This window comes from Williamsia sp. z71 (genome assembly GCF_059553375.1).
The window spans coordinates 394,945-414,107 of record NZ_JCANWX010000001.1 but is presented as its reverse complement, the minus strand read 5'-3'; the positions used below and the strand labels follow the sequence as shown (position 1 = coordinate 414,107).

At 65.5% G+C, this 19,163-nt stretch carries 18 protein-coding genes; 8 read left to right on the top strand and 10 right to left on the bottom strand.

Annotated elements, in window-relative coordinates; genetic code table 11:
* Positions 1-15 precede the first annotated feature (15 nt).
* The 3 genes from AC51GR_RS01810 to AC51GR_RS01800 are packed head-to-tail and all read left to right on the top strand — an operon-like array spanning position 16 to position 3,958.
* Positions 16-1,203 (top strand): acyl-CoA dehydrogenase family protein, encoded by a 1,188-nt coding sequence (locus AC51GR_RS01810; RefSeq protein WP_496322923.1) that lies wholly within the window; start codon positions 16-18, stop codon positions 1,201-1,203.
* Between the two features lie 39 nt (positions 1,204-1,242).
* Complete coding sequence (locus tag AC51GR_RS01805; protein WP_496322922.1) at positions 1,243-2,364, top strand: acyl-CoA dehydrogenase family protein; 1,122 nt, start codon at positions 1,243-1,245, stop codon at positions 2,362-2,364.
* 4 nt (positions 2,365-2,368) lie between these two features.
* The gene (locus tag AC51GR_RS01800; RefSeq protein ID WP_496322921.1) at positions 2,369-3,958 is read left to right on the top strand and encodes a long-chain-fatty-acid--CoA ligase; all 1,590 of its coding nucleotides are present in this window, start codon (positions 2,369-2,371) and stop codon (positions 3,956-3,958) included.
* A 67-nt stretch (positions 3,959-4,025) separates the two neighbouring features.
* Here AC51GR_RS01800 and AC51GR_RS01795 read toward each other — a convergent pair whose 3' ends face one another.
* The 4 genes from AC51GR_RS01795 to AC51GR_RS01780 form a co-directional block, all read right to left on the bottom strand.
* Positions 4,026-4,892, bottom strand: coding sequence for an SDR family oxidoreductase (locus AC51GR_RS01795; protein WP_496322920.1), 867 nt, complete (start codon positions 4,890-4,892; stop codon positions 4,026-4,028).
* Positions 4,893-4,900: 8 nt separating this feature from the next.
* Positions 4,901-5,701 carry an enoyl-CoA hydratase gene (locus tag AC51GR_RS01790; RefSeq protein WP_496322919.1) on the bottom strand — a complete coding sequence of 267 codons (801 nt, stop codon included), beginning with the start codon at positions 5,699-5,701 and terminating at the stop codon, positions 4,901-4,903.
* Positions 5,702-5,788: 87 nt separating this feature from the next.
* Complete coding sequence (locus AC51GR_RS01785; protein WP_496322918.1) at positions 5,789-6,916, bottom strand: NAD(P)H-dependent flavin oxidoreductase; 1,128 nt, start codon at positions 6,914-6,916, stop codon at positions 5,789-5,791.
* A 5-nt stretch (positions 6,917-6,921) separates the two neighbouring features.
* Positions 6,922-8,559: an acyl-CoA synthetase gene (locus AC51GR_RS01780; RefSeq protein WP_496322917.1), complete on the bottom strand. Its 1,638-nt coding sequence runs from the start codon at positions 8,557-8,559 to the stop codon at positions 6,922-6,924.
* Positions 8,560-8,664: 105 nt separating this feature from the next.
* On the opposite strand from AC51GR_RS01780, the gene AC51GR_RS01775 reads away from it, so the two are divergent.
* Positions 8,665-9,459, top strand: coding sequence for a crotonase/enoyl-CoA hydratase family protein (locus tag AC51GR_RS01775; protein ID WP_496322916.1), 795 nt, complete (start codon positions 8,665-8,667; stop codon positions 9,457-9,459).
* Between the two features lie 34 nt (positions 9,460-9,493).
* On the opposite strand, the gene AC51GR_RS01770 is transcribed toward AC51GR_RS01775, so the two are convergent.
* The 5 genes from AC51GR_RS01770 to AC51GR_RS01750 form a co-directional block, all read right to left on the bottom strand.
* Complete coding sequence (locus tag AC51GR_RS01770) at positions 9,494-10,117, bottom strand: TetR/AcrR family transcriptional regulator (protein WP_496322915.1); 624 nt, start codon at positions 10,115-10,117, stop codon at positions 9,494-9,496.
* Positions 10,117-10,794 (bottom strand): TetR/AcrR family transcriptional regulator, encoded by a 678-nt coding sequence (locus AC51GR_RS01765; protein WP_496322914.1) that lies wholly within the window; start codon positions 10,792-10,794, stop codon positions 10,117-10,119. Before AC51GR_RS01765 ends, AC51GR_RS01770 begins: the two co-directional genes overlap by 1 nt.
* Before the next feature lie 10 nt (positions 10,795-10,804).
* Positions 10,805-11,161 carry a DoxX-related protein gene (locus AC51GR_RS01760; RefSeq protein ID WP_496322913.1) on the bottom strand — a complete coding sequence of 119 codons (357 nt, stop codon included), beginning with the start codon at positions 11,159-11,161 and terminating at the stop codon, positions 10,805-10,807.
* A gap of 72 nt (positions 11,162-11,233) precedes the next feature.
* The gene (locus tag AC51GR_RS01755; protein WP_496323337.1) at positions 11,234-12,607 is read right to left on the bottom strand and encodes an ABC1 kinase family protein; all 1,374 of its coding nucleotides are present in this window, start codon (positions 12,605-12,607) and stop codon (positions 11,234-11,236) included.
* A gap of 144 nt (positions 12,608-12,751) precedes the next feature.
* Positions 12,752-13,789 (bottom strand): LLM class F420-dependent oxidoreductase, encoded by a 1,038-nt coding sequence (locus tag AC51GR_RS01750; RefSeq protein ID WP_496322912.1) that lies wholly within the window; start codon positions 13,787-13,789, stop codon positions 12,752-12,754.
* A gap of 65 nt (positions 13,790-13,854) precedes the next feature.
* Between AC51GR_RS01750 and AC51GR_RS01745 the strand changes: the two genes are divergently transcribed.
* Genes AC51GR_RS01745 through AC51GR_RS01730 form a run of 4 tightly spaced genes read left to right on the top strand, consistent with a single transcriptional unit; the run spans position 13,855 to position 17,582 of the window.
* Entirely contained in the window at positions 13,855-14,874 is a 1,020-nt protein-coding gene (locus AC51GR_RS01745; RefSeq protein WP_496322911.1) for a Zn-ribbon domain-containing OB-fold protein, read from the top strand.
* The gene (locus AC51GR_RS01740) at positions 14,871-15,929 is read left to right on the top strand and encodes a thiolase family protein (protein WP_496322910.1); all 1,059 of its coding nucleotides are present in this window, start codon (positions 14,871-14,873) and stop codon (positions 15,927-15,929) included. The genes AC51GR_RS01745 and AC51GR_RS01740 overlap by 4 nt, the downstream gene beginning before the upstream one ends.
* Positions 15,929-17,104 (top strand): thiolase family protein, encoded by a 1,176-nt coding sequence (locus AC51GR_RS01735; RefSeq protein WP_496322909.1) that lies wholly within the window; start codon positions 15,929-15,931, stop codon positions 17,102-17,104. The genes AC51GR_RS01740 and AC51GR_RS01735 overlap by 1 nt, the downstream gene beginning before the upstream one ends.
* A 34-nt stretch (positions 17,105-17,138) precedes the next feature.
* Complete coding sequence (locus tag AC51GR_RS01730) at positions 17,139-17,582, top strand: nuclear transport factor 2 family protein (RefSeq protein WP_496322908.1); 444 nt, start codon at positions 17,139-17,141, stop codon at positions 17,580-17,582.
* 210 nt (positions 17,583-17,792) lie between these two features.
* On the opposite strand, the gene AC51GR_RS01725 is transcribed toward AC51GR_RS01730, so the two are convergent.
* On the bottom strand, positions 17,793-19,079 hold the full coding sequence (locus AC51GR_RS01725) for a cytochrome P450 (RefSeq protein ID WP_496322907.1): 1,287 nt from the start codon (positions 19,077-19,079) through the stop codon (positions 17,793-17,795).
* Positions 19,080-19,163: the final 84 nt, after the last annotated feature.

Here is a 19,163-nt window from a genome sequence, read left to right as displayed (position 1 = left end):
CCCCCTGGAGCACCGATGCGCATCGCTTATACCGACCAGCAACAAGAGCTTCGGCGCGAACTCCGGGCGTACTTCTCCCATTTGATCACGCCGGAACGTCGATTGGCACTGTCTTCCACCAGTGGAGAGGTCGGCGAGGGCAACGTCTATCGCGAGGTCGTGAGCCAGATGGGCCGCGACGGCTGGCTCGCGCTCGGCTGGCCCAGGGAGTACGGCGGACAAGAGCGGTCGATGATGGATCAGCTGATCTTCACCGACGAGGCAGCCATCGCCGGTGCGCCGGTCCCGTTCCTCACGATCAACTCCGTCGCGCCGACGATCATGCACTTCGGTACCGATGAGCAGAAGGCAAAGTACCTGCCCGCCATCGCATCCGGCGACGTCCACTTCTCCATCGGGTATTCCGAGCCCGGCGCCGGTACCGATCTGGCGTCGTTGCGCACGACCGCGGTCCGCGATGGTGACGATTTCGTCATCAACGGCCAGAAGATGTGGACCAGCCTGATCCAGTACGCGGACTACATCTGGCTCGCGTGCCGCACCGATCCCACCGCGAAGAAGCACAAGGGCATCTCGATGCTGATCGTGCCGACCGATGTCGAGGGGTTCTCGTACACACCGGTGCACACGATGTCGAGTGTCGACACCAGCGCCACCTATTACCAGGACGTCCGCGTACCCGCCGACTCGCTGGTGGGCGAGCTCAACGGGGGCTGGCCGCTGGTGACCAACCAGCTCAACAACGAACGGGTGTCCCTGTGTAGCGCGGCGCCGATCCAGACGGCGTTGCGCGAGACGATCGAATGGGCGCAGAACACCAAAAACGCCCGGGGGGCACGGGTCATCGATTCCGAGTGGGTCCAGATGAACCTGGCCCGGGTCCACGCCAAGGTCGAGTTCCTGAAGCTGATCAACTGGAACATCGCGTCGGAAGCAACCGGCGGTGGATCCCCGTCACCGGCCGACGCGTCCGCCACCAAGGTCTTCGGTACCGAGTTCGCCACCGAGGCCTACCGGTTGCTGATGGAGGTGCTCGGCCCCGCGGCCACCCTGCGTCCGGGCAGCCCCGGCGTTCATCTGCGAGGTCGCCTCGAGCGTTTCCACCGGTCGTCCCTGATCCTGACCTTCGGCGGCGGCACCAACGAAGTCCAGCGGGACATCATCGCGATGCTCGCCCTGGGCCAACCCGCTGCCCGACGCTGATCTCCCGCCCGCTGTTCACGGACCAAAGGAACCTTCACCATGGACTTTCACCGCAGCGAGCAGACCGCCGACCTCGCCGGCCTCACCCGCGACATCACCAAGAAGCTGGTCACCACGGACCGACTCGAGGCCCTCGAGCATCGCGGCAGCGCACCCGGCGCCCAGCAGGGGAGCTTTGATCCCGAATTGTGGGCCCAGCTCGCCGCTTCCGGACTCCTTGCCCTCGAGCTCGACGACGACCTGACGGTGCTCGAGAATCTGGCGATCGCCGAGGAGCTGGGCCGGGCCCTGGCGCTCGTCCCGTTCGGCCCGGTCTCCTTCACCGCGGTACCGGCCATCGCGCGCTTCGGGACCGAGGCGATCAGGGCGCGCCGGCTCCCGGGTTTGTCCGAGGGCACCTCGATCATCACCGTCGGGCTCGACGAGGACCTGGCCGACGATCCACTGGCCCCGGTGGCGAGCGCCACGCCCACCGATGACGGATGGGCGCTCTCCGGCGCGAAACTCAATGTGCCGTATGGCCAATACGCCGACGCCATCATCGTGAACGTCGCGGGGCCACAAGGACCGGTGGTGTTCATCGTGCCCACCGACCGCGCCGGCCTCACCATCACCCCGGCCCTCTCGACGGGACAGGCGCCCGCCGCACTCGTCGAACTCGACGGGGTCGCAGTCACCGCAGAGGATCAATTGGGCGACGGGGGCACCGACGTGATCGACTTTCTCCGCGACCGGATGACCCTGGCCCTGTGCGCCGAACAGACCGGAATCCTCGAGCGCGCCCTGGAGTTGACCGCCGAATATGGCCGGGAGCGTGAACAATTCGACCGCAAGATCGGCTCATTCCAGGCGGTCGCACAACGACTTGCCGACGCGTACATCGATGTCCGGGGTCTGCGGCTGACCACCCTGCAGGCCGGCTGGCTGTTGTCCGAGGGCCTCGAGGCCGGCAAAGAACTGGCCACCGCCAAGTTCTGGGCTGCCGATGCCGGCCACCGGGTCGCCCACACCGCCGTCCACATCCACGGTGGTGTCGGTATCGACATCGACCATCCCGTGCACCGATATTTCCTGCGCGCCAAGCAAAACGAGTTCGACCTGGGGTCGGCACCGGTTCAGTTGCGGCGGATCGGGTCGGCACTTGCCACCGAACCCGCCTGAGCCGATGACCACCCTGGAGCACCTCACGCCGGTACCGGGTACGGTCGGCGCCCTGCTGTCACCGCTGGCCGACTCCGTCGACTCCGGCCTGTACTTCGAAGACGAATTCATCTGCTGGCGAGACCATTTGAAGCTGTCGGCGATCCGGTCGGCAGCGTTGCGCGGTCTGATCGACCCAGCCCGTCCCCCACATGTGGCCCTGCTGCTGGAGAACATTCCCGAGTTCAGTTATATGTTGGGAGCCGCCGTCCTCGGAGACCTCGTGCTGGTCGGGCTCAACCCGACACGACGCGGATCGGCCCTGGCCGCAGACATCGACACCGCCGATTGCCAGCTGGTGATCGTCGAGAACGCGACGGCGCACCTGATCGATGACCTCGATGCACCGAATGTCCTGGTACTCAACGTCGAGGACCCCCAGTGGGAACAGCTGCTGGTCCCGCACCGGGACGCCGAGCCCCGCTTCGGTACCGGCGATCCCGACACGCTGCTGATGTTGATCTTCACCTCCGGCACGAGCGGTGACCCCAAAGCCGTCCAGTGCAGTCACCGGAAGCTGGCGGCCAGCGGCGTGATGCTCTCCACGCGGTTCGAACTGGGCCCCGACGACGTTGCCTACCTGTCGATGCCGCTGTTCCACTCCAACGCGATCATCGCCGGATGGATGGTGGCGGTCGCCGGGGGTTCGTCGGTGGCATTGCGGCGCAAGTTCTCGGCAGGTGCCTTCATCGACGACGTCCGCCGGTACCGCGCCACCTACGCCAACTACGTCGGCAAACCGTTGTCCTATGTGCTGGCCACACCGCCGCGAGCCGACGACTCCGACAATCCCCTGCGGATCCTGTACGGAAACGAGGCGTCCGCGGCCGACATCGCCGCCACTACAACACGTTTTGATGTCCGGGTGGTCGACGGCTTCGGTTCCACCGAAGGTGGCGTCGCCATCACCCGCACGGCCGATACCCCACCAGAGGCCCTCGGCCCATTGGTGCCGCCGAACGAGGTCCGCAATCCCGAGACGGGCGAGGTCTGTGCCGTCGCCCGCTTCGACGAGTCGGGACGGCTCACCAACGCCGACGAAGCCGTCGGCGAAATAGTCAACAGCTCCGGCGGTGGTCTGTTCACCGGCTACTACCGCAATCCGGCCGCCGACGCGCAGCGGATGCGCGGCGGTATCTACCACACCGGCGACCTCGGATACGTCGACGAACGCGGATACGTGTATTTCGCCGGGCGCCTGGGCGATTGGGTCCGCGTGGATGGGGAGAACATGGGTACCGACCCCATCGAACGGGTGCTCCTGCGGCATCCGTCGATCGCGATGGCCGCGGTCTACGGGGTCCGGGCGGAGGTCGGTGACGAACTCGCCGCAGCCCTCATCGCCCCTGATCTGACCGCCGAGCAGCTCACGGATTTCCTGTCGGCACAACCAGACCTGGGTCCCAAGCAGTGGCCGCACAGTATCCGGTTGGTCGATGACCTCCCCCGGACCGACACCTTCAAGATCCTCAAACGGACGCTGGCCGCCGACACCACCGCACCCACCTGGATCCGCCGTGACCGCACCCTCGAATACGTCCCCCCACCCCGATAGTGTGCCCTTTTTGCGGTGCCCACCTGGGCTTTTAGTCGCCAAAAGGGCACATCATCGGGGGGCGGGGTCAGCTGCGGTTGACCCGGGCGAGGTACTTGGCCCGCTCGGACTCGTCGAACTCCAGGAACATCATGTCGAAGCCGAAGTACTTGCCGTAGAGGTTCTTCAGAAACCGCGGTGTCACCATCCAGCCGAGGACGGACATGCTCTGCCGCGGGATCACCACCCGGTCTCGGTTGGTCTCGATACTCCGGACGATCTCGCGCGCAACATCATCGGGTTCGATGGGCGGCATCATCTTGGTGGTCTGCAGGCCGTCGATGAGTCCGGTCTTGGTGAAGTTCGGCATCACTGCCAGGACCCGCACACCGCGGGAGCTCAATTCACCGTCCAGCGCCTCGGAGAACGCGATCACGCCGGCCTTGGCCGCGCTGTAGATGCTCAGTCCCGGAAGGGGAACGAGCCCGGCAACCGAGGAGACATTCAGGATCTGGCCCGAACCCCGCGCCACCATCCGCCGGGCGGCCAACCGCGTGCCACGCACCACCGCGAGCAGATCGATCTCGAAGTTCCGGGCGATGACCGCATCGGAGAAGTCGAGGAACGGTCCGGTCGGCATGATCCCGGCGTTGTTGATCAGCACGTCGAACCTGCCGAACTCGGCATCGACCCGGTCGAGGAAGGCGGCGAACGATTCGTCGCTGGTGACATCGAGGGGGTAGCCCTCGCAGCCGAGGTTGGCCGCCGCCTTGGCGACAACTTCCTCGTCGATGTCGCCGAGTACCACCTTGGCGCCCTTTGCCTGCAGCTCGGCCGCGGTGGCGAGCCCGATACCGCGCGCGCCGCCGGTGATCACAACCACCTTGTCCCGCAACGACACTTCCGCACCCTTACGACTCCGCACCACCGCCCGCAGATTTCCCGACTTCCCCATCTTGTCCCTCACTTCATCTGCTTGCGGCCGCGATCCATGACGTTGTCCCGAGCCTGTGCGACGGAGGACGGATCGAACGAGGCCATCCAGGCGGCGGAATGCGTTGCCTCGGTGTCCAGTACCGGACCGAGGACGTGTTGCTGGGCCTCGCGGTACGAGGCGAGCAGCGCCGCGACGGCCGGGGTGTTGTTGCCGGCGATGTCCGCGGCCAGCGCCATGGCGGTCGGCATCAGCGCGTCATGCGCGACGACCTGCGTGACCAGACCTACCTCCAGGGCCTTCCTGGCGTCGATGAAGTTGCCGGTCAGGCTCATCCGACGGGCGAAGCCCCAACCCACCGCCGCGGACAATCGTCCGGTCAGACCCCACGCCGGGACCATCCCGACCCGGGCGTGGGTATCGGCAAAACGAGCCAGATCGGAGGCGATCAGGAAATCACAGGCCAGTGCCAACTCGAGTCCGCCGGTGACCGCGGCGCCGTTGATCGCACCGATGACCGGCTTGCGCAGTGGAATCCACGGGTACCCGGTCGGCACGCCGGGGACGTTCACGTCGTCCCAGCCACCCTCGGATCCCAGTGCTTTGAGGTCGACACCCGCCGAGAATGCCGGATCAGAACCGGTCAGCACCACCGCACCCACGGAGTCGTCCGCATCGGCAGCGGCCAGGGCGGCACGCAGGGCCCGGACGACCTCTCCGGTCAGGGCATTACGTGCCTCCGGACGGTTGAGCGTGACCACCACGACGGTTCCGCCCGACTCGGTCTCGACCCGCGCCGTGAGCACCACGTTCGTATCCTGCTCGGCCATGCCCCCACCTCCCGCCCTTTCGAGAATTTGCTCGACGGCTGTGACCATATCTGATCACAGCCGTCGGCAAAATAATCCTGCGCGGGCCTAACGGGCCTTCTGCAACCGGTCGACGGCCACGTCGTACTCGCTGACCAGGTCGTCGATCAGGTCGGCCGTGGGGGTGATCGCGTTCATCCGCCCGACGATCTGTCCGGCCGGCATCGCCACGACGCCGGGATCGTCGGCGGCCGAGATCCGCGCATGGGCCTCGGCGACCAGGATGTTCTGCAGGGGCATCGGCAAGGCCTCCGGGGCATTGGCCGCGTCCCAGGCGTCCGTCCACTTGGTCTTGAGCAGACGGGCGGGCTTACCGGAGTAGATCCGCCGACGCACAGTGTCCTTCGAGGTGGCGTTCAGGATCGCCTGCTGCACCACCGACGGACCCGCACCGCGAACACCGAGCTGGTATTCGGCTGCGGTGAGCCAATAGGTCCCCATCCAGACCCCGCTGGTGCCCATGGCCAATGCGGCAGCGATCTGACGACCGCTGCCGACCCCTCCGGCCGCGAGCACATGCGCCGTATCCCCCACGGCATCAACAATTTCCGGCCACAGGATCATCGACGTGACCTCCCCGGTGTGACCGCCGGCCTCATAGCCCTGCGCGATCACCAGATCCACCCCGGCGGCGACATGCCGCAACGCATGCTCTTTCGCGCCGGCCAGTGCCGCGACCTTCACGCCGTGCGCGTGCACGTTGGCGATCACGTCGTCCGGGGGTGAACCCAGCGCGTTGGCGATGAGTTTGATCTGTCCGTACTTGTCGGCGTGTGTCATGGCCACATCGACGTGGGACCGGGCGACCGAATGCAGCCATCCCAGGACACCGGCGTTGACCCGATCACCCTCTGGCAGAGGTGGCACGCCGAGGTCATCGAGCGTGCGCTCGACGAACGCACGATGTTCCGGCGGGATCATCGCGTCGAGGTCGATCTGCGAACCCTCGGTGGGGATCTTGGCCGGCATCACCACATCGACACCGAACGGTTTGCCGTCGGTGTTCTCGCGCATCCAATCGAGGGTGGCGTCGAGTTCGGACGCCTCGTTGAACCGCACACAGCCCAGCACACCGAGGCCACCGGCCCGGCTGATCGCCGCGGCCACATGCTCGGACGGGGTGAACCCGAAAATCGGGTATTGGATTCCGAACTCGTCGGACAGTGAAGTACGCACCGGCGTCAGGCCTTTCGTGAACTGGTTGTCAGATTTTGGTCGGCAGGCCGGGATTCGGCGATGTCCGCCGCCCAGCGATAGTTGGGCTTGCCTGCCGGGGAACGTTTGATCTCGTCGACGAACCACACCGCCCGCGGACACTTGTAGCCGGCGATGTCCTGCCGGGCAACGGCATTGATCTCATCGAGCGTGGGTCGGGCGCCGTCCCGGGTCGCGATGACCGCGGCGACCCGCTGCCCGTACCGTTCGTCGGGCACCCCGACGACCACGGTGTCGAAGATGTCGGGGTGGGCCTTGAGCGCCGACTCGACCTCCTCGGGATGGATCTTCTCGCCCCCGGAATTGATACTCACCGAACCACGCCCGAGCATGGTCACCGTGCCGTCGTCCTCGACGCGCGCCTGATCCCCCGGGATGGAATACCGGACGCCGCGGTAGGTCTTGAAGGTCTTCTCGGTCTTGACCGGGTCGTTGTAGTACCGCAGCGGGATGTGCCCGGTCCGGGCCAGGATCCCCACCTCACCGTTGCCGGGCTCGATCACCGAACCATCCTCGCGCAGCACAACTGTCGACAGGTCCGCCTTGACCCGCGGGCCACCACCACTGTGCGACGTCTCCTTCGAGATGACACCCATCCCCGAGAAACCGGTCTCCGACGAGCCGATGGCGTCGATGATGACCGCGTTCGGGAACTTCTCGACGAACTGGTCCTTGACCGAGGCCGAGAACAGCGCCGCCGACGACGCAACCGAGAACACCGAGCTGACGTCGTAGTCCTTTTGCTCCAGCGCGTCGATCATCGGGCGCCCCATGGCATCTCCGGTGATGAAGATGACGTTCACCTGGTGGCGCTCCACGATCTCCCACGTCTGATGGGCACCGAACTCGGGGTAGACGATGGCCTTGCCGCCGGCGAACAACGCCTGGAAGACCGCCCACTGGGATCCACCGTGGATGAACGGTGGGATCGGGAACCTCACCAACTGGCCACCCGCGGCCCCGGTCTTGGCAAAATGCCACTCATCGGTGACCGCTTCGCCGGTGTACCAGTCGATTCCGCCGCCGAGGACCCGGAACACGTCCTCCTGCCGCCAGACCACACCCTTCGGGTTCCCGGTGGTGCCACCGGTGTAGAGCATGTAGAGGTCGTCGTCGGAGCGCGGCTCGAAGTCGCGGTCGATCCCGCCGTCGGCAACCGCCTGTTCGTAGGGGATTCCGTTCACCGCCGAGATATCCAGGTCGGAGCCGTCCTCGATCACGATCACGGACCACAATTCGGGCGCCTTCGGTAACACGTTCGCCACCTTGCCGACGTACTGACGCTCCACGATCAGCGCCTTCATGTCGGAGTCGGTGAAGATGTGCTCGAGTTCGCTCTCGACGTACCGGAAATTGACGTTGACCATCACCGCCCTGGCCTTGAAGATCGCCACCATCGATTCGACGGCCTCGATACCGTTTCTGCTGTACAAGCCCACAGAATCGCCCGGAGCGACGCCCAGTTCACGCAGGGTGTGCGCCAGCCCGTTGGCGCGCTGGTCGAGTTCGGTATAGGTCTCGCTGCGCCCGTCGGTTTCCAGCGCCACCCGGTCACCCATCGTGTCGACGGCATGCTCGACGAGGTCGGCAATGTTGTAAGCCATACCGACAAAACTAGAACGTGTTACCGTTTGATGGCAAGGCCCACGGAGATACAGGTCACGCCGCGCCCACGCGCGACTTGTCATGCGAGAAAACAGGAGCAAATCATGTCGGACGCTGCCCCCCACTGTCTTGTCTCCAAGCGCGGGCACACCTTGATCGTCACGATGAATCGGCCCGAGGCGCGTAATGCACTCTCGGGCGAGATGCTCGCGATCATGAACGAGGCCTGGGATCAGGTCGATTCCGATCCCGATATCCGGGTTGCGATCCTCACCGGCGCCGGCGGCTACTTCTGCGCGGGTGCCGATCTCAAGAGCATGAACAAGAAGGCCCCCGGTGACTCCTTCAAAAAGGGTGGCTTCGACCCGAAGATGCTCGACGCCCTCCTCAAAGGTCGTCGCCTGACCAAGCCCCTGATCGCAGCCGTCGAGGGCCCGGCCATCGCCGGTGGAACCGAGATCCTGCAGGGCACCGACATCCGGGTCGCCGGGCAAAGCGCCAAATTCGGTGTGTCCGAGGCAAAATGGGGCCTCTACCCGCTGGGCGGGTCGGCGGTCCGGCTGGTCCGGCAGATCCCGTACACCGTTGCCGCCGACATCCTGCTCACCGGACGCCACATCACCGCCCCCGAAGCACGCGATTACGGCCTCATCGGGCATGTCGTCCCCGACGGCACCGCGCTCGACAAGGCCATCGAACTCGCCGATCAGATCAGCGCGAACGGTCCGCTCGCGGTCCAGGCAATTCTCAAGACCATCCGCGACACCGAAGGCATGCACGAACAGGACGCGTTCAAGATCGACGCCGATCAGGGCATCAAGGTCTTCGTCAGCGACGACGCCAAGATCGGCCCGAAGGCGTTCGCGGAAAAGACGATCCCCGACTTCACCGGCAAGTAGCGGCCGACGCCCGAGCTCGTGCGGCGTGGGTTGCTCAGACGGTCGGCGTGCCGTAGCAGAGGAATCCGACCACGGTCCTGACCGTCTCCTCGACGTCGAGTTCGGCGGAGTTGTCGAGCATTCGCGGCAGTACCGCGCCGAGAAGGCACGACACCATCGCTTCGCCGGCGAACTCCACGTCGAGGTCCTCGCGTAGGTATCCGTCGGCCACCCCGTGTCGGAAGTATTGTTCACACAGCTGCCCGAGCTGAACGTAGCTGCCGGTCAGCAGCTCGAGCGACGCCTCGTCTATACCGGGCGCCTCCAGCATGACAAACGTCAGCGCTTCGGGGTGCTCGTTCACATGGTCGACCAATCGGCGGACCAAAGACTCCATCGCCGTGATGAATTCGCCCGCGTCGCGCGGTCGGGGGCGGTGCAACTCGGCTATCGCGGTGAGCTCGGCGAGTTCCCGGGCCAGTACTGCGTCCAGGGCATCGCGTTTGTTGTCGAAATAGTTGTAGAACGTGCCGTGGCTACAGCCGATCCGGGCGACGATCTCGGCGACACCGACATCGCTGTAACCGCTGTCGATGAACGTGCCCAGTGCGGCATCGAGCAGTTGACCTCGTCGAAGCCGGGTCCGCCGGGTGTCCTGGCGAGCTGTCGGTTGGACCATCACTCCCCATCCTTCGCCGGCGGCCGTTTCATCATTCCATGGAAGGCCAGATCGGCTGCGCCCCTGACGAACCGCTCACGCTTCTCCGGATCGTCTTCCGACCGGAGCGACAGGACCAACCCGGGCAGCGCCAGCATCATCAGCAACCGGGCGACGATCTGGCGCTGCGGCCCGGTCAGGGTGAACCATTCGTTCTCGACCGCCCGGGTCAGCGTCTTGACCACCAGGGAGTTGATCATGAACTCGAGCCCGACCACCCGCGCCTTGAGTTCTTTGTCGATTGCGCTGGCCTGCACCCCGATCAGCTTGAGCATCGCCGGATCGTCGTCGACCATCCGGTGGAGCCGTTCGCCGATGACCCGGATGTGCAGGGCCATCTCCTGCGCCGTCTGGGCTTCGGACGCGAGCAGCACGTTGGGATCAACGGTTGCGAAGATCCGCTCCACCGCCCAGTCGAAAACCATGTCCAGCAGTTCCCGTTTGCTGTTGACGTAGCGGTAGACCGTCCCCTGCCCGATGCCTGCACGCTGCGCGATCTCCGCGATACTCGTTCCGTCGTAGCCTTTTTCGGTCAATACGGCATAGGCCGCCTCGACGATCTGGGTACGCCGGTGATCGGCCAGCCCTTCGACTTTGGGCCGTCCGCGGCGACGGCGCACGGGAGCATCAGATGTCATCGCCCGACGGTCACGCCTTCAGGACACGGCTGGCGAGGAATCCGATGTACCCGATCAATCCCAGGTAGCCGAGCTTGCGCGTCCGCTTGTTCGCGATCGCCAGCCCGACCAGGGTTTCGGTGGCACCGTTGGAATAGGTCCACTTCGTGGTGTCCTCCGGAAACGCCGGCTTGGTGATCGGCTCAAAAGTCTTCGGAGTGATGAAGTGCGCCACCCCGGTCGCGGCCAGGCCGAGCCCGGCCACCCGCGGCAGGACCGCGTCCCGAGAGCCGGTGTCGGTATCTTGTTCGGAGTCCTTTGACCCGCGGGCCGCGGACAGACCCGCACCAGCAGACTTTTTCAGCACCCGCGCGAGCACGATTGTCATTCGTTGCCTTTCGTTGTTAACAACACTATCGACCTCTTACCCAGGACAGGCGTTCTCTGAACATCGCCGGGATCATCTCGTCGTACCCCCCGCACCTTCACCGCCGCGGATCCGGTGCCAGTTCGCAATCGCGGCGCCCATCGGAGTCGCCGGCGCGACATCGTCGTAGATCCATTCCCGGACGATCGAACCCCACGGCGCGGTCGCCTCCAGTCGGCCGAGGAGTTCGCACACACCGAGTTCGGTGCGCCGCGAGAACACGTGCGTCTCCACCAGGTCCTGATGCCGGATCTGACGATAGTGTCCGGAGCCGGGCAGTACCGCGCCGGCGAAGGCCCGCCGCGCCACCTCCCGGGTGACCGTCGACCGGTCCGGCGACATATGCCATCCGGCCACCTTGCGCGTGTAATCCGCGACCTGTTCCATCGACATCGCGTCTTCGTCGGGGATGAATCCGGCGTCGATCGCCAACCGGTAGACCTCCTCGTCCCGGTTCTCGAGCAGGGCACGAAAGACTTTGCGCTGCAACGCTATATCCGACTCCCCCATGGTCAGGTACAGACCGAAGTCCAGAAATCCGACCTTACCGTCGGCCAGCACCAGCACATTTCCGGGATGGGGGTCCGCACAGAATTCGCCGCGCTCGTAGACCCCGCCACAGTAGAAGCGGTACACCGCCTCCCCGATCCGGTCCCGATCCGCCGCCGGCAGTGCGCAGGCCGCGGCCAGCGGCATCCCATCCAGGTATTCGGTGACCAGGACCTGGTCGGTGCTGAACCCGGCGTACGGCCGCGGAATGGTCCAGACCGGATGATCGAGGTAGAAGTCATGCACCCGTTGATGATTGGCGAGTTCGGCCTTGTAGTCCAGCTCTGCCAGCACCTGCCGTGAAACCTCGGCCACCACGTCGTCCAGGTTGGCACCCGGCAGCCGGCCACGACCCATCCTGACCACCAGGGCAAGATTCTTCAGATCCGCGCGGACCGCCGATTTCACGTGTGGATACTGAACTTTGACCGCCACCCGGTCGCCGTCGAGGGTGGCCCGGTAGACCTGGCCGATGGATGCGGCCGCGATCGGTGTCGGCTCGATGTCCAGGCGGGCCATCCGGGTCGGTCCCAACGACGACTCCAAAACCGCCATCATCGACCTGTTGTCGACAGCCGGGGCACGGTCGAACAGCGGGGCCAGCCTGGCCGCGAACTCCGCCCGCGTCGCCTCCGAGCTCAGGCCCAGATCGAACATGGCCAGCATCTGTCCGAGCTTGAGCGCCGCGCCCTTCATACTCCCGACGACGGTGACCAGTTCGTCGGCGAACCGGAGCACCTGCTCGTCCTGCTTGCGAGCGCGGGCCTGGGCATCTGCCGCCGGTCCGGTCAGCTTGCCGGTCGCGGTCCGGACTGCATGCCCGGCCACCACCCGGCCGATCTTCTGGCCCCGCCCGATCCGGGCACCGACCTGCCGCGCCGCATCTGCGCCGCCGGGCGGCTCGGGACCTGCGGACGTGTCCGACACGGACGGGACTTTACGCATCACCGACCTCGATCGTCGACCACTTCGCCATGCCGACCGGATTTAGAACATGTTCGCCTACACCAGCCGGCCCAGTCGCGCGATCTGGTCGGGGTCGCGATTGGTCACCATCAGCATGGTGACCCCGGCTTGTTCCCACCGCTTGATCTGACGCCGCACCTCGTCCTCGTCACCCACGATCATCGTCTCCAGGACCATCTCGTCGGGCACTGCCGCGATCGCCTCGTCCTTGCGCCCGGAGAGGAACTTCTCACCGATCTCCCGGACCACCTCGCCGTACCCCATCCGGGTGTAGACCTGGGCGTGGAAGTTCTGGTCCTTGGCCCCCATCCCGCCGACGTATAGCGCGGTGGACGGTCGGTAGGCGTCGATGACCGCCGGGACGTCGTCGGTGATCTCGACCTGTACGGTCGCGGCGACCTCGAACGTGTCGCGGGTGCGGCGCGCCCCGGGCCGCGCGAAGCCTTCGGCAAGCCACGACTCATACATGTCCGACAGTCGCGGCGTGTAGTAGATCGCCAGCCAGCCATCGGCGATCTCCGCGGTCAACGCGACGTTCTTCGGTCCCTCGGCACCGAGCCAGATGGGCAGGTCAGCGCGCAGCGGATGGGTGATCGGCTTGAGCGATTTGCCGAGTCCGGTAGACCCGGCGGCCTGCGGCGGATAGGGCAACGGGTAATGCGGTCCGGCGTTGGTCACCCGCTCTTCGCGGGCCAGGACATCGCGGATCACGCGGACGTATTCGCGGGTCCGCGCCAGCGGCTTGGCAAAGGGCTGGCCGTACCAGCCCTCGACGACCTGGGGCCCGGACACCCCGAGCCCCAGGATGTGCCGGCCACCGGACAGATGATCGAGTGTCAGCGCCGCCATCGCCGCCGACGTCGGCGGTCGCGCAGAGAGCTGAGCGATACCGGTACCGAGCTTGATCGTCGACGTCTGTGAGCCCCACCAGGCCAGCGGTGTGTAGGCATCCGAGCCCCAGGATTCCGCGGTGAACACGGCCTCGTAGCCCGCCGCCTCCGCGGCGGCGATCAAAGCCGGCGCATCCGCGATCGGCGAAGCACCCCAGTACCCCAATTGCAGACCGAGCCTCATGCCTGGCGACCTCCCGTTCGGCCTAGTCCTTGCGTGACAATCTAGAACCTGTTCTACTCGATTCCGTGACCGTGAGCCAGATATCCGCAGGATTTGCCGCCGTAGTCGCCCCGATCGAGAATCCCGACGACCCCGTTCTGTCCGCACCGCTGCACAACGCGTTCGACTACACCCGTTCGCTCGGGCCGGTTCTCGGACGTTTTGCCCAGGGTCTGCTGGACGGAAAGGTCGTCGGCGGTCGCAGTGCCGATGGGACCGTGTATGCCCCTCCGGTCGAGTTCGACCCCGTCACCCGGGGCCAGATCGACGACTTCGTCGAGGTCTCGCCCGTGGGGACGGTGACGTCGTGGACCTGGATGGCAGAGCCCATCGACGGCCAGCCGTTGTCGAACCCGTTCGCGTGGGCCCTGATCCGACTCGACGGGGCAGACACCGCCCTACTGCACGCAGTCGCCGCCGACGGACCCGCCGACTTGCGCACCGGAGCCCGCGTCCGCGCGGTCTGGAAGCCGGCGCGCACCGGCCGGATCGACGACATCGACCACTTCGAGCTCGGCGAGACACCGAACCCGGTATCCCCCAACACCTCCGAGCCCACCGCATCCGATGGCGTCATGATCACGACGCCGATCGACCTGACCATCGACCACACCGCCTCCATCGAGGAGACCTGGTATCTACAGGGACTCAAGGAGGGCAAGCTCTACGGCGGGCGGACCGCCCCGGGCGAACCCGTCTACTTCCCGCCGCGCGGGGCGGATCCGACCAACGGCAAGCCGACCAACGAGAAGGTCGAACTCTCCGACAAAGGCGTGGTGACCACGTTCTGCATCGTCAACGTGCCGTTCCTCGGGCAGCAGATCAAACCGCCGTATGTCGCGGCCTACGTCCTGCTCGATGGTTCCGACATCCCGTTCCTGCACCTCATCCTCGACACCGAGGCCGCTGACGTCCACATGGGCATGCGGGTCGAAGCCGTCTGGCGCCCGCGCGAGGAGTGGGATCACACGTTGCGCAACATCAGCCATTTCCGTCCGTCCGGTGAGCCCGACGCCGACTACGACTCCTACAAGGATCACCTGTGAGCACATACCGCGAGATACCACCGATCGCCGTGATCGGTTTTGCGCACAGCCCCCACGTCGATGCGACGTTCGGCACTACCAACGGCGTCGAGATGCTGGTGCCGTGTTTCCAGAAGCTCTACGCCGACCTCGGAATCAGCCGCACCGACATCGACTTCTGGTGCTCCGGATCCTCCGATTACCTTGCCGGTCGCGCATTTTCGTTCATCTCGGCGATCGACTCGATCGGAGCGGTCCCGCCGATCAACGAATCGCATGTCGAAATGGATGCCGCCTGGGCCCTCTACGAGGCCTGGGTGAAGATCGCCACCGGCGAGGTCGACGTCGCCCTCGCCTACGGATTCGGGAAGCCGTCGGCTTCCAACACCGATCAGGTGCTCGCGCTGCAGACCGACCCGCACACCGTCGCACCGCTGTGGCCCGACGCCCGCTCCCTCGCCGCACTGCAGGCCCGCGCCGGCCTCGACTCCGGCGCGTGGACCGAAGCCGATATGGCCGCGGTGGCCGCCCGGGGTTCCGGGGCCTCGGTGGACGAGCTGCTCAAGTCCGAGTACGTCGCCGACCCGCTGCGCGCCCATGACGTCTGTCGCTACACCGACGGCGCTGCGGCCATCATCCTGGCCAGCGAACACCGGGCCCGGCAACTCGTTGCGCGTCCGGCCTGGATCACCGGCTGGGACCACCGCATCGACACCCCGAACTTCGGGGCCCGCGATCTGACGAAGTCGCCGTCGACGACACTCGCCGCCGACACCGCGCTCGGCAACAATCGCAAGGTCGACGTCGCCGAATTGCACGCACCGTACAGCCACCAGGAATTGATCCTCAAGTCCGCACTCGGACTGGATGATTCGGTGGTCATCAATCCGTCCGGCGGCGCACTCGCCGCCAATCCGCTGTTCTCGGCCGGACTCGAACGCATCGGATACGCGGCGACCACGATCCTGAACGGCAACGCCGACACCGCCCTGGCGCACGCCACCAGCGGTCCGCTACTGCAGCAGAACATGGTCGTCGCCCTGAGCGGCACGACCGACAGGGAAGGCAAGAGCTGATGGGCCGTTATCGCGCCGCGGTGCTCGGCACCGGGCAGACCAAATACGTTGCCAAACGCCATGATGTGTCGATGGCAGGCCTGTGCCGCGAGGCGATCGACAAAGCGCTCGCCGACGCACAGGTGTCGATGGACGACATCGACGCGATCGTCATCGGCAAGGCACCCGACTTCTTCGAGGGTGCGATGATGCCCGAGCTGGCGCTGGCGCAGTCGCTCGGCGCCGAAGGCAAGCGGATGATCCGCGTCCACACGGCCGGATCCGTCGGCGGATCCACGGCCAACGTCGGGGCGTCGCTGATCACCTCGGGGGTGCACCAACGCGTGCTGGCCATCGCCTGGGAGAAGCAGTCCGAGTCGAATGCCATGTGGGCGTTGTCGATTCCGATTCCGTTCACCATGCCGGTCGGCGCCGGTGCCGGCGGCTTCTTCGCACCGCACGTCCGCTCGTACATCCGCCGCTCCGGGGCCCCCGACCACATCGGGGCGATCGTCGCGGCCAAGGACCGGCAGAACGGCGCCCTCAATCCCCTCGCACATCTGCACCAGCCCGACATCACCGTCGAGAAGGTGATGAGTTCGCAGATGCTGTGGGATCCCATCCGTTACGACGAGACCTGCCCCTCGTCCGACGGCGCCTGCGCTGTGGTCATCGGCGACGAGGCATCCGCCGACAACGCCGTGGCCCAGGGCATTCCGGTGGCCTGGATCCACGCATCGGCGATGCGCACCGAGCCGCTCTCGTACTCCCACCGCGACACCGTCAGTCCGCAGGCGGGCCGGGATGCCGCCGCCGCGCTGTGGAAGGCCGGCGGGATCTCCAATCCGCTCGAAGAGATCGACGTCGCCGAGATCTATGTCCCCTTCTCCTGGTTCGAACCGATGTGGCTCGAGAACCTCGGCTTCACACCCGAAGGTGAGGGCTGGAAACTGACCGAGGCCGGTGACACCGCGATCGGCGGGAAGTTGCCGGTGAATCCGTCCGGCGGAGTGCTGTCGTCGAACCCGATCGGTGCCTCGGGGATGATCCGTTTCGCCGAGGCCGCCATCCAGGTCCAGGGCAAAGCCGGCGATCACCAGGTGGCCGGCGCGCGCAAGGCACTCGGCCATGCATACGGTGGTGGATCACAGTACTTTTCGATGTGGCTCGTGGGAGCCGACAAGCCCACGCACTGACATCGAACGCGACCACCGACACGACGGAGACATCATGACGAAGGCACAACCGGCCTACATGAACATCGACCGCGCCAACAACCCAGCGGTGGTTGCCGGCCGGTTGTCGCGTGAGTATGTGGGGTCGCGCAACAAGGCCGCCTGGGTGAACCTGTTTGCGCCCGACGGGATCGTGCAGGATCCCGTCGGCCCGTCGATGTTCGACGAAGAAGGTATCGGCTTCACCGGGCACGAGCGCATCGGCCAGTTCTGGGACATGTCGATCGGCGCGACCGAACAGATCGAGTTCCTCTTCGACGAGGAGATCATCTGCGGCAACGAGGTCGCGTACATCGGCAAGATCGTCACCCACATCGCCGGACATGTCTCCGAAGCCCGGGGCGTGTTCACCTACCGCGCCAATCCTGACGGCAAAATCGCTGCGCTGCGCGCTTTCTGGGAAGTCGAGAAGACGATCAACTCGGTCCGTAAGGCCTGATCCACTCCCCGTCGAGCGTGCCGATAACGCCGCCGACCGTGCCCTTATCACCGTCGACCGTGCCAAAGTTGCTGACCTGACTGCAATTTCGGCACGGTCGGCGGTTGTTTCGGCACGGTCGGCGGTTTTGTTGGCGGCGGGGCCGGAGGGTGCGGACAGCAATGTGGCCCCGTCCCTTTCCGGGGACGAGGCCACATTGGCTGTTCGAGACTAGTGTGCGACGGGGCAACCGGTTCCGTAGTTGACCGTCATCTCCTTGACCCCGTTGATCCAGCCGGACCGTAGGCGGCGCGGCTCGGCGACCTTGGTGATGTCTGGCATGTGGTCGGCGATGGCGTTGAAGATCAGGTTGATCTCCATGCGGGCCAGGTTTGCACCGACGCAGTAGTGCGCGCCGTGACCACCGAATCCGACGTGCGGGTTGGGGTCCCGGAGGATGTTGAACTCGAAGGGATTCTCGAAGACATCCTCATCGAAGTTCGCCGATCCGTAGAACATCCCGACACGCTGGCCCTTCTTGATCTCGACATCGCCGAGAACAAGATCGTGGCGGGCGGTGCGCTGGAAGCAGTTCACCGGCGTGGCCCAGCGGACGATCTCATCAGCCGTGGTCGCCGGACGTTCCCGCTTGTACAACTCCCACTGATCCGGGTTGTCGATGAAGGCGTTCATGCCATGGCTGATCGCGTTCCGGGTGGTCTCGTTGCCGGCCACCGCGAGCAGCAGCACGAAGTAGCCGAACTCGATCTCCTCGAGGGACTGCCCGTCGATGTCGGCGTTGACGAGCGCCGTCACGATGTCCTCCTTCGGGGAGTTCTTGCGCTCCTCGGCCATCGTGTAGGCGTACCCGAGCAGTTCGGCGGAGGCGATCTGCGCCGGACTGAGCTCTGCACCCTCGACGGGCTCGTTGAACTCGGGATCGTCGGTGTTCATCATCGTGTTCGACCAGTGGAACAGTCGCTCCCGGTCTTCGGCCGGAACGCCGAGCAGGTCGGCGATGGCCATCAGCGGGAGATTGACCGCGACATCCTCGACGAAGTCGCCTTCCCCCTTGGCGGCGGCATCGCGGGCGATCTTCTGAGCGGCTTCTTCGAGGGACTCCTCCAACGCATGCACGGCCTTGGGCGTGAAGAGCTTCGCCACGAGCTTGCGCAGACGGGTGTGCTCCGGCGGATCGTGGTTGATCAGCAGAGCCTTGGTGATGTCGAGTTGCTCGGTGGTCATCTCGTCGTCGAACCGCATGATCACACCGTTTTCGTTGGTGGACCAGTCGTCGTTGTTCTTCGACACCGCCCGAATGTGCTCGTGCTTGCTGACAACCCAGTAGCCCCCATCGTGGAAGCCCCCGCCCTTGCCCTCTTCCTGAGCGTTCCACCAGACGGGGGCGGTCTTGCGCAATTCCGCGAATTCCCGGACCGGGATACCCTGCTCTAACAGGTCAGGACTGGTGAAGTCGAACCCCTTCACGAACGGGCACACCTGCTCGGCCTGCGTCATTGCATTCCCCTCAATCCTCTGCATGAACGTGTTCTAGTCGATCGTAGAGCACAATGGTCTGCAAGGCCACTACCTGCTGTAATA

Bases quoted from the DNA above. Each gene is read 5' to 3' on its own strand.
- AC51GR_RS01795 (WP_496322920.1), bottom strand. From the start codon at position 4,892: ATGGGGAAGTCGGGAAATCTGCGGGCGGTGGTGCGGAGTCGTAAGGGT.
- AC51GR_RS01760 (WP_496322913.1), bottom strand. From the start codon at position 11,161: ATGACAATCGTGCTCGCGCGGGTGCTGAAAAAGTCTGCTGGTGCGGGT.
- AC51GR_RS01780 (WP_496322917.1), bottom strand. From the start codon at position 8,559: ATGGCTTACAACATTGCCGACCTCGTCGAGCATGCCGTCGACACGATG.
- AC51GR_RS01810 (WP_496322923.1), top strand. From the start codon at position 16: ATGCGCATCGCTTATACCGACCAGCAACAAGAGCTTCGGCGCGAACTC.
- AC51GR_RS01790 (WP_496322919.1), bottom strand. From the start codon at position 5,701: ATGGCCGAGCAGGATACGAACGTGGTGCTCACGGCGCGGGTCGAGACC.
- AC51GR_RS01775 (WP_496322916.1), top strand. From the start codon at position 8,665: ATGTCGGACGCTGCCCCCCACTGTCTTGTCTCCAAGCGCGGGCACACC.
- AC51GR_RS01750 (WP_496322912.1), bottom strand. From the start codon at position 13,789: ATGAGGCTCGGTCTGCAATTGGGGTACTGGGGTGCTTCGCCGATCGCG.
- AC51GR_RS01770 (WP_496322915.1), bottom strand. From the start codon at position 10,117: ATGGTCCAACCGACAGCTCGCCAGGACACCCGGCGGACCCGGCTTCGA.
- AC51GR_RS01765 (WP_496322914.1), bottom strand. From the start codon at position 10,794: ATGACATCTGATGCTCCCGTGCGCCGTCGCCGCGGACGGCCCAAAGTC.
- AC51GR_RS01725 (WP_496322907.1), bottom strand. From the start codon at position 19,079: ATGACGCAGGCCGAGCAGGTGTGCCCGTTCGTGAAGGGGTTCGACTTC.
- AC51GR_RS01805 (WP_496322922.1), top strand. From the start codon at position 1,243: ATGGACTTTCACCGCAGCGAGCAGACCGCCGACCTCGCCGGCCTCACC.
- AC51GR_RS01735 (WP_496322909.1), top strand. From the start codon at position 15,929: ATGGGCCGTTATCGCGCCGCGGTGCTCGGCACCGGGCAGACCAAATAC.
- AC51GR_RS01800 (WP_496322921.1), top strand. From the start codon at position 2,369: ATGACCACCCTGGAGCACCTCACGCCGGTACCGGGTACGGTCGGCGCC.
- AC51GR_RS01730 (WP_496322908.1), top strand. From the start codon at position 17,139: ATGACGAAGGCACAACCGGCCTACATGAACATCGACCGCGCCAACAAC.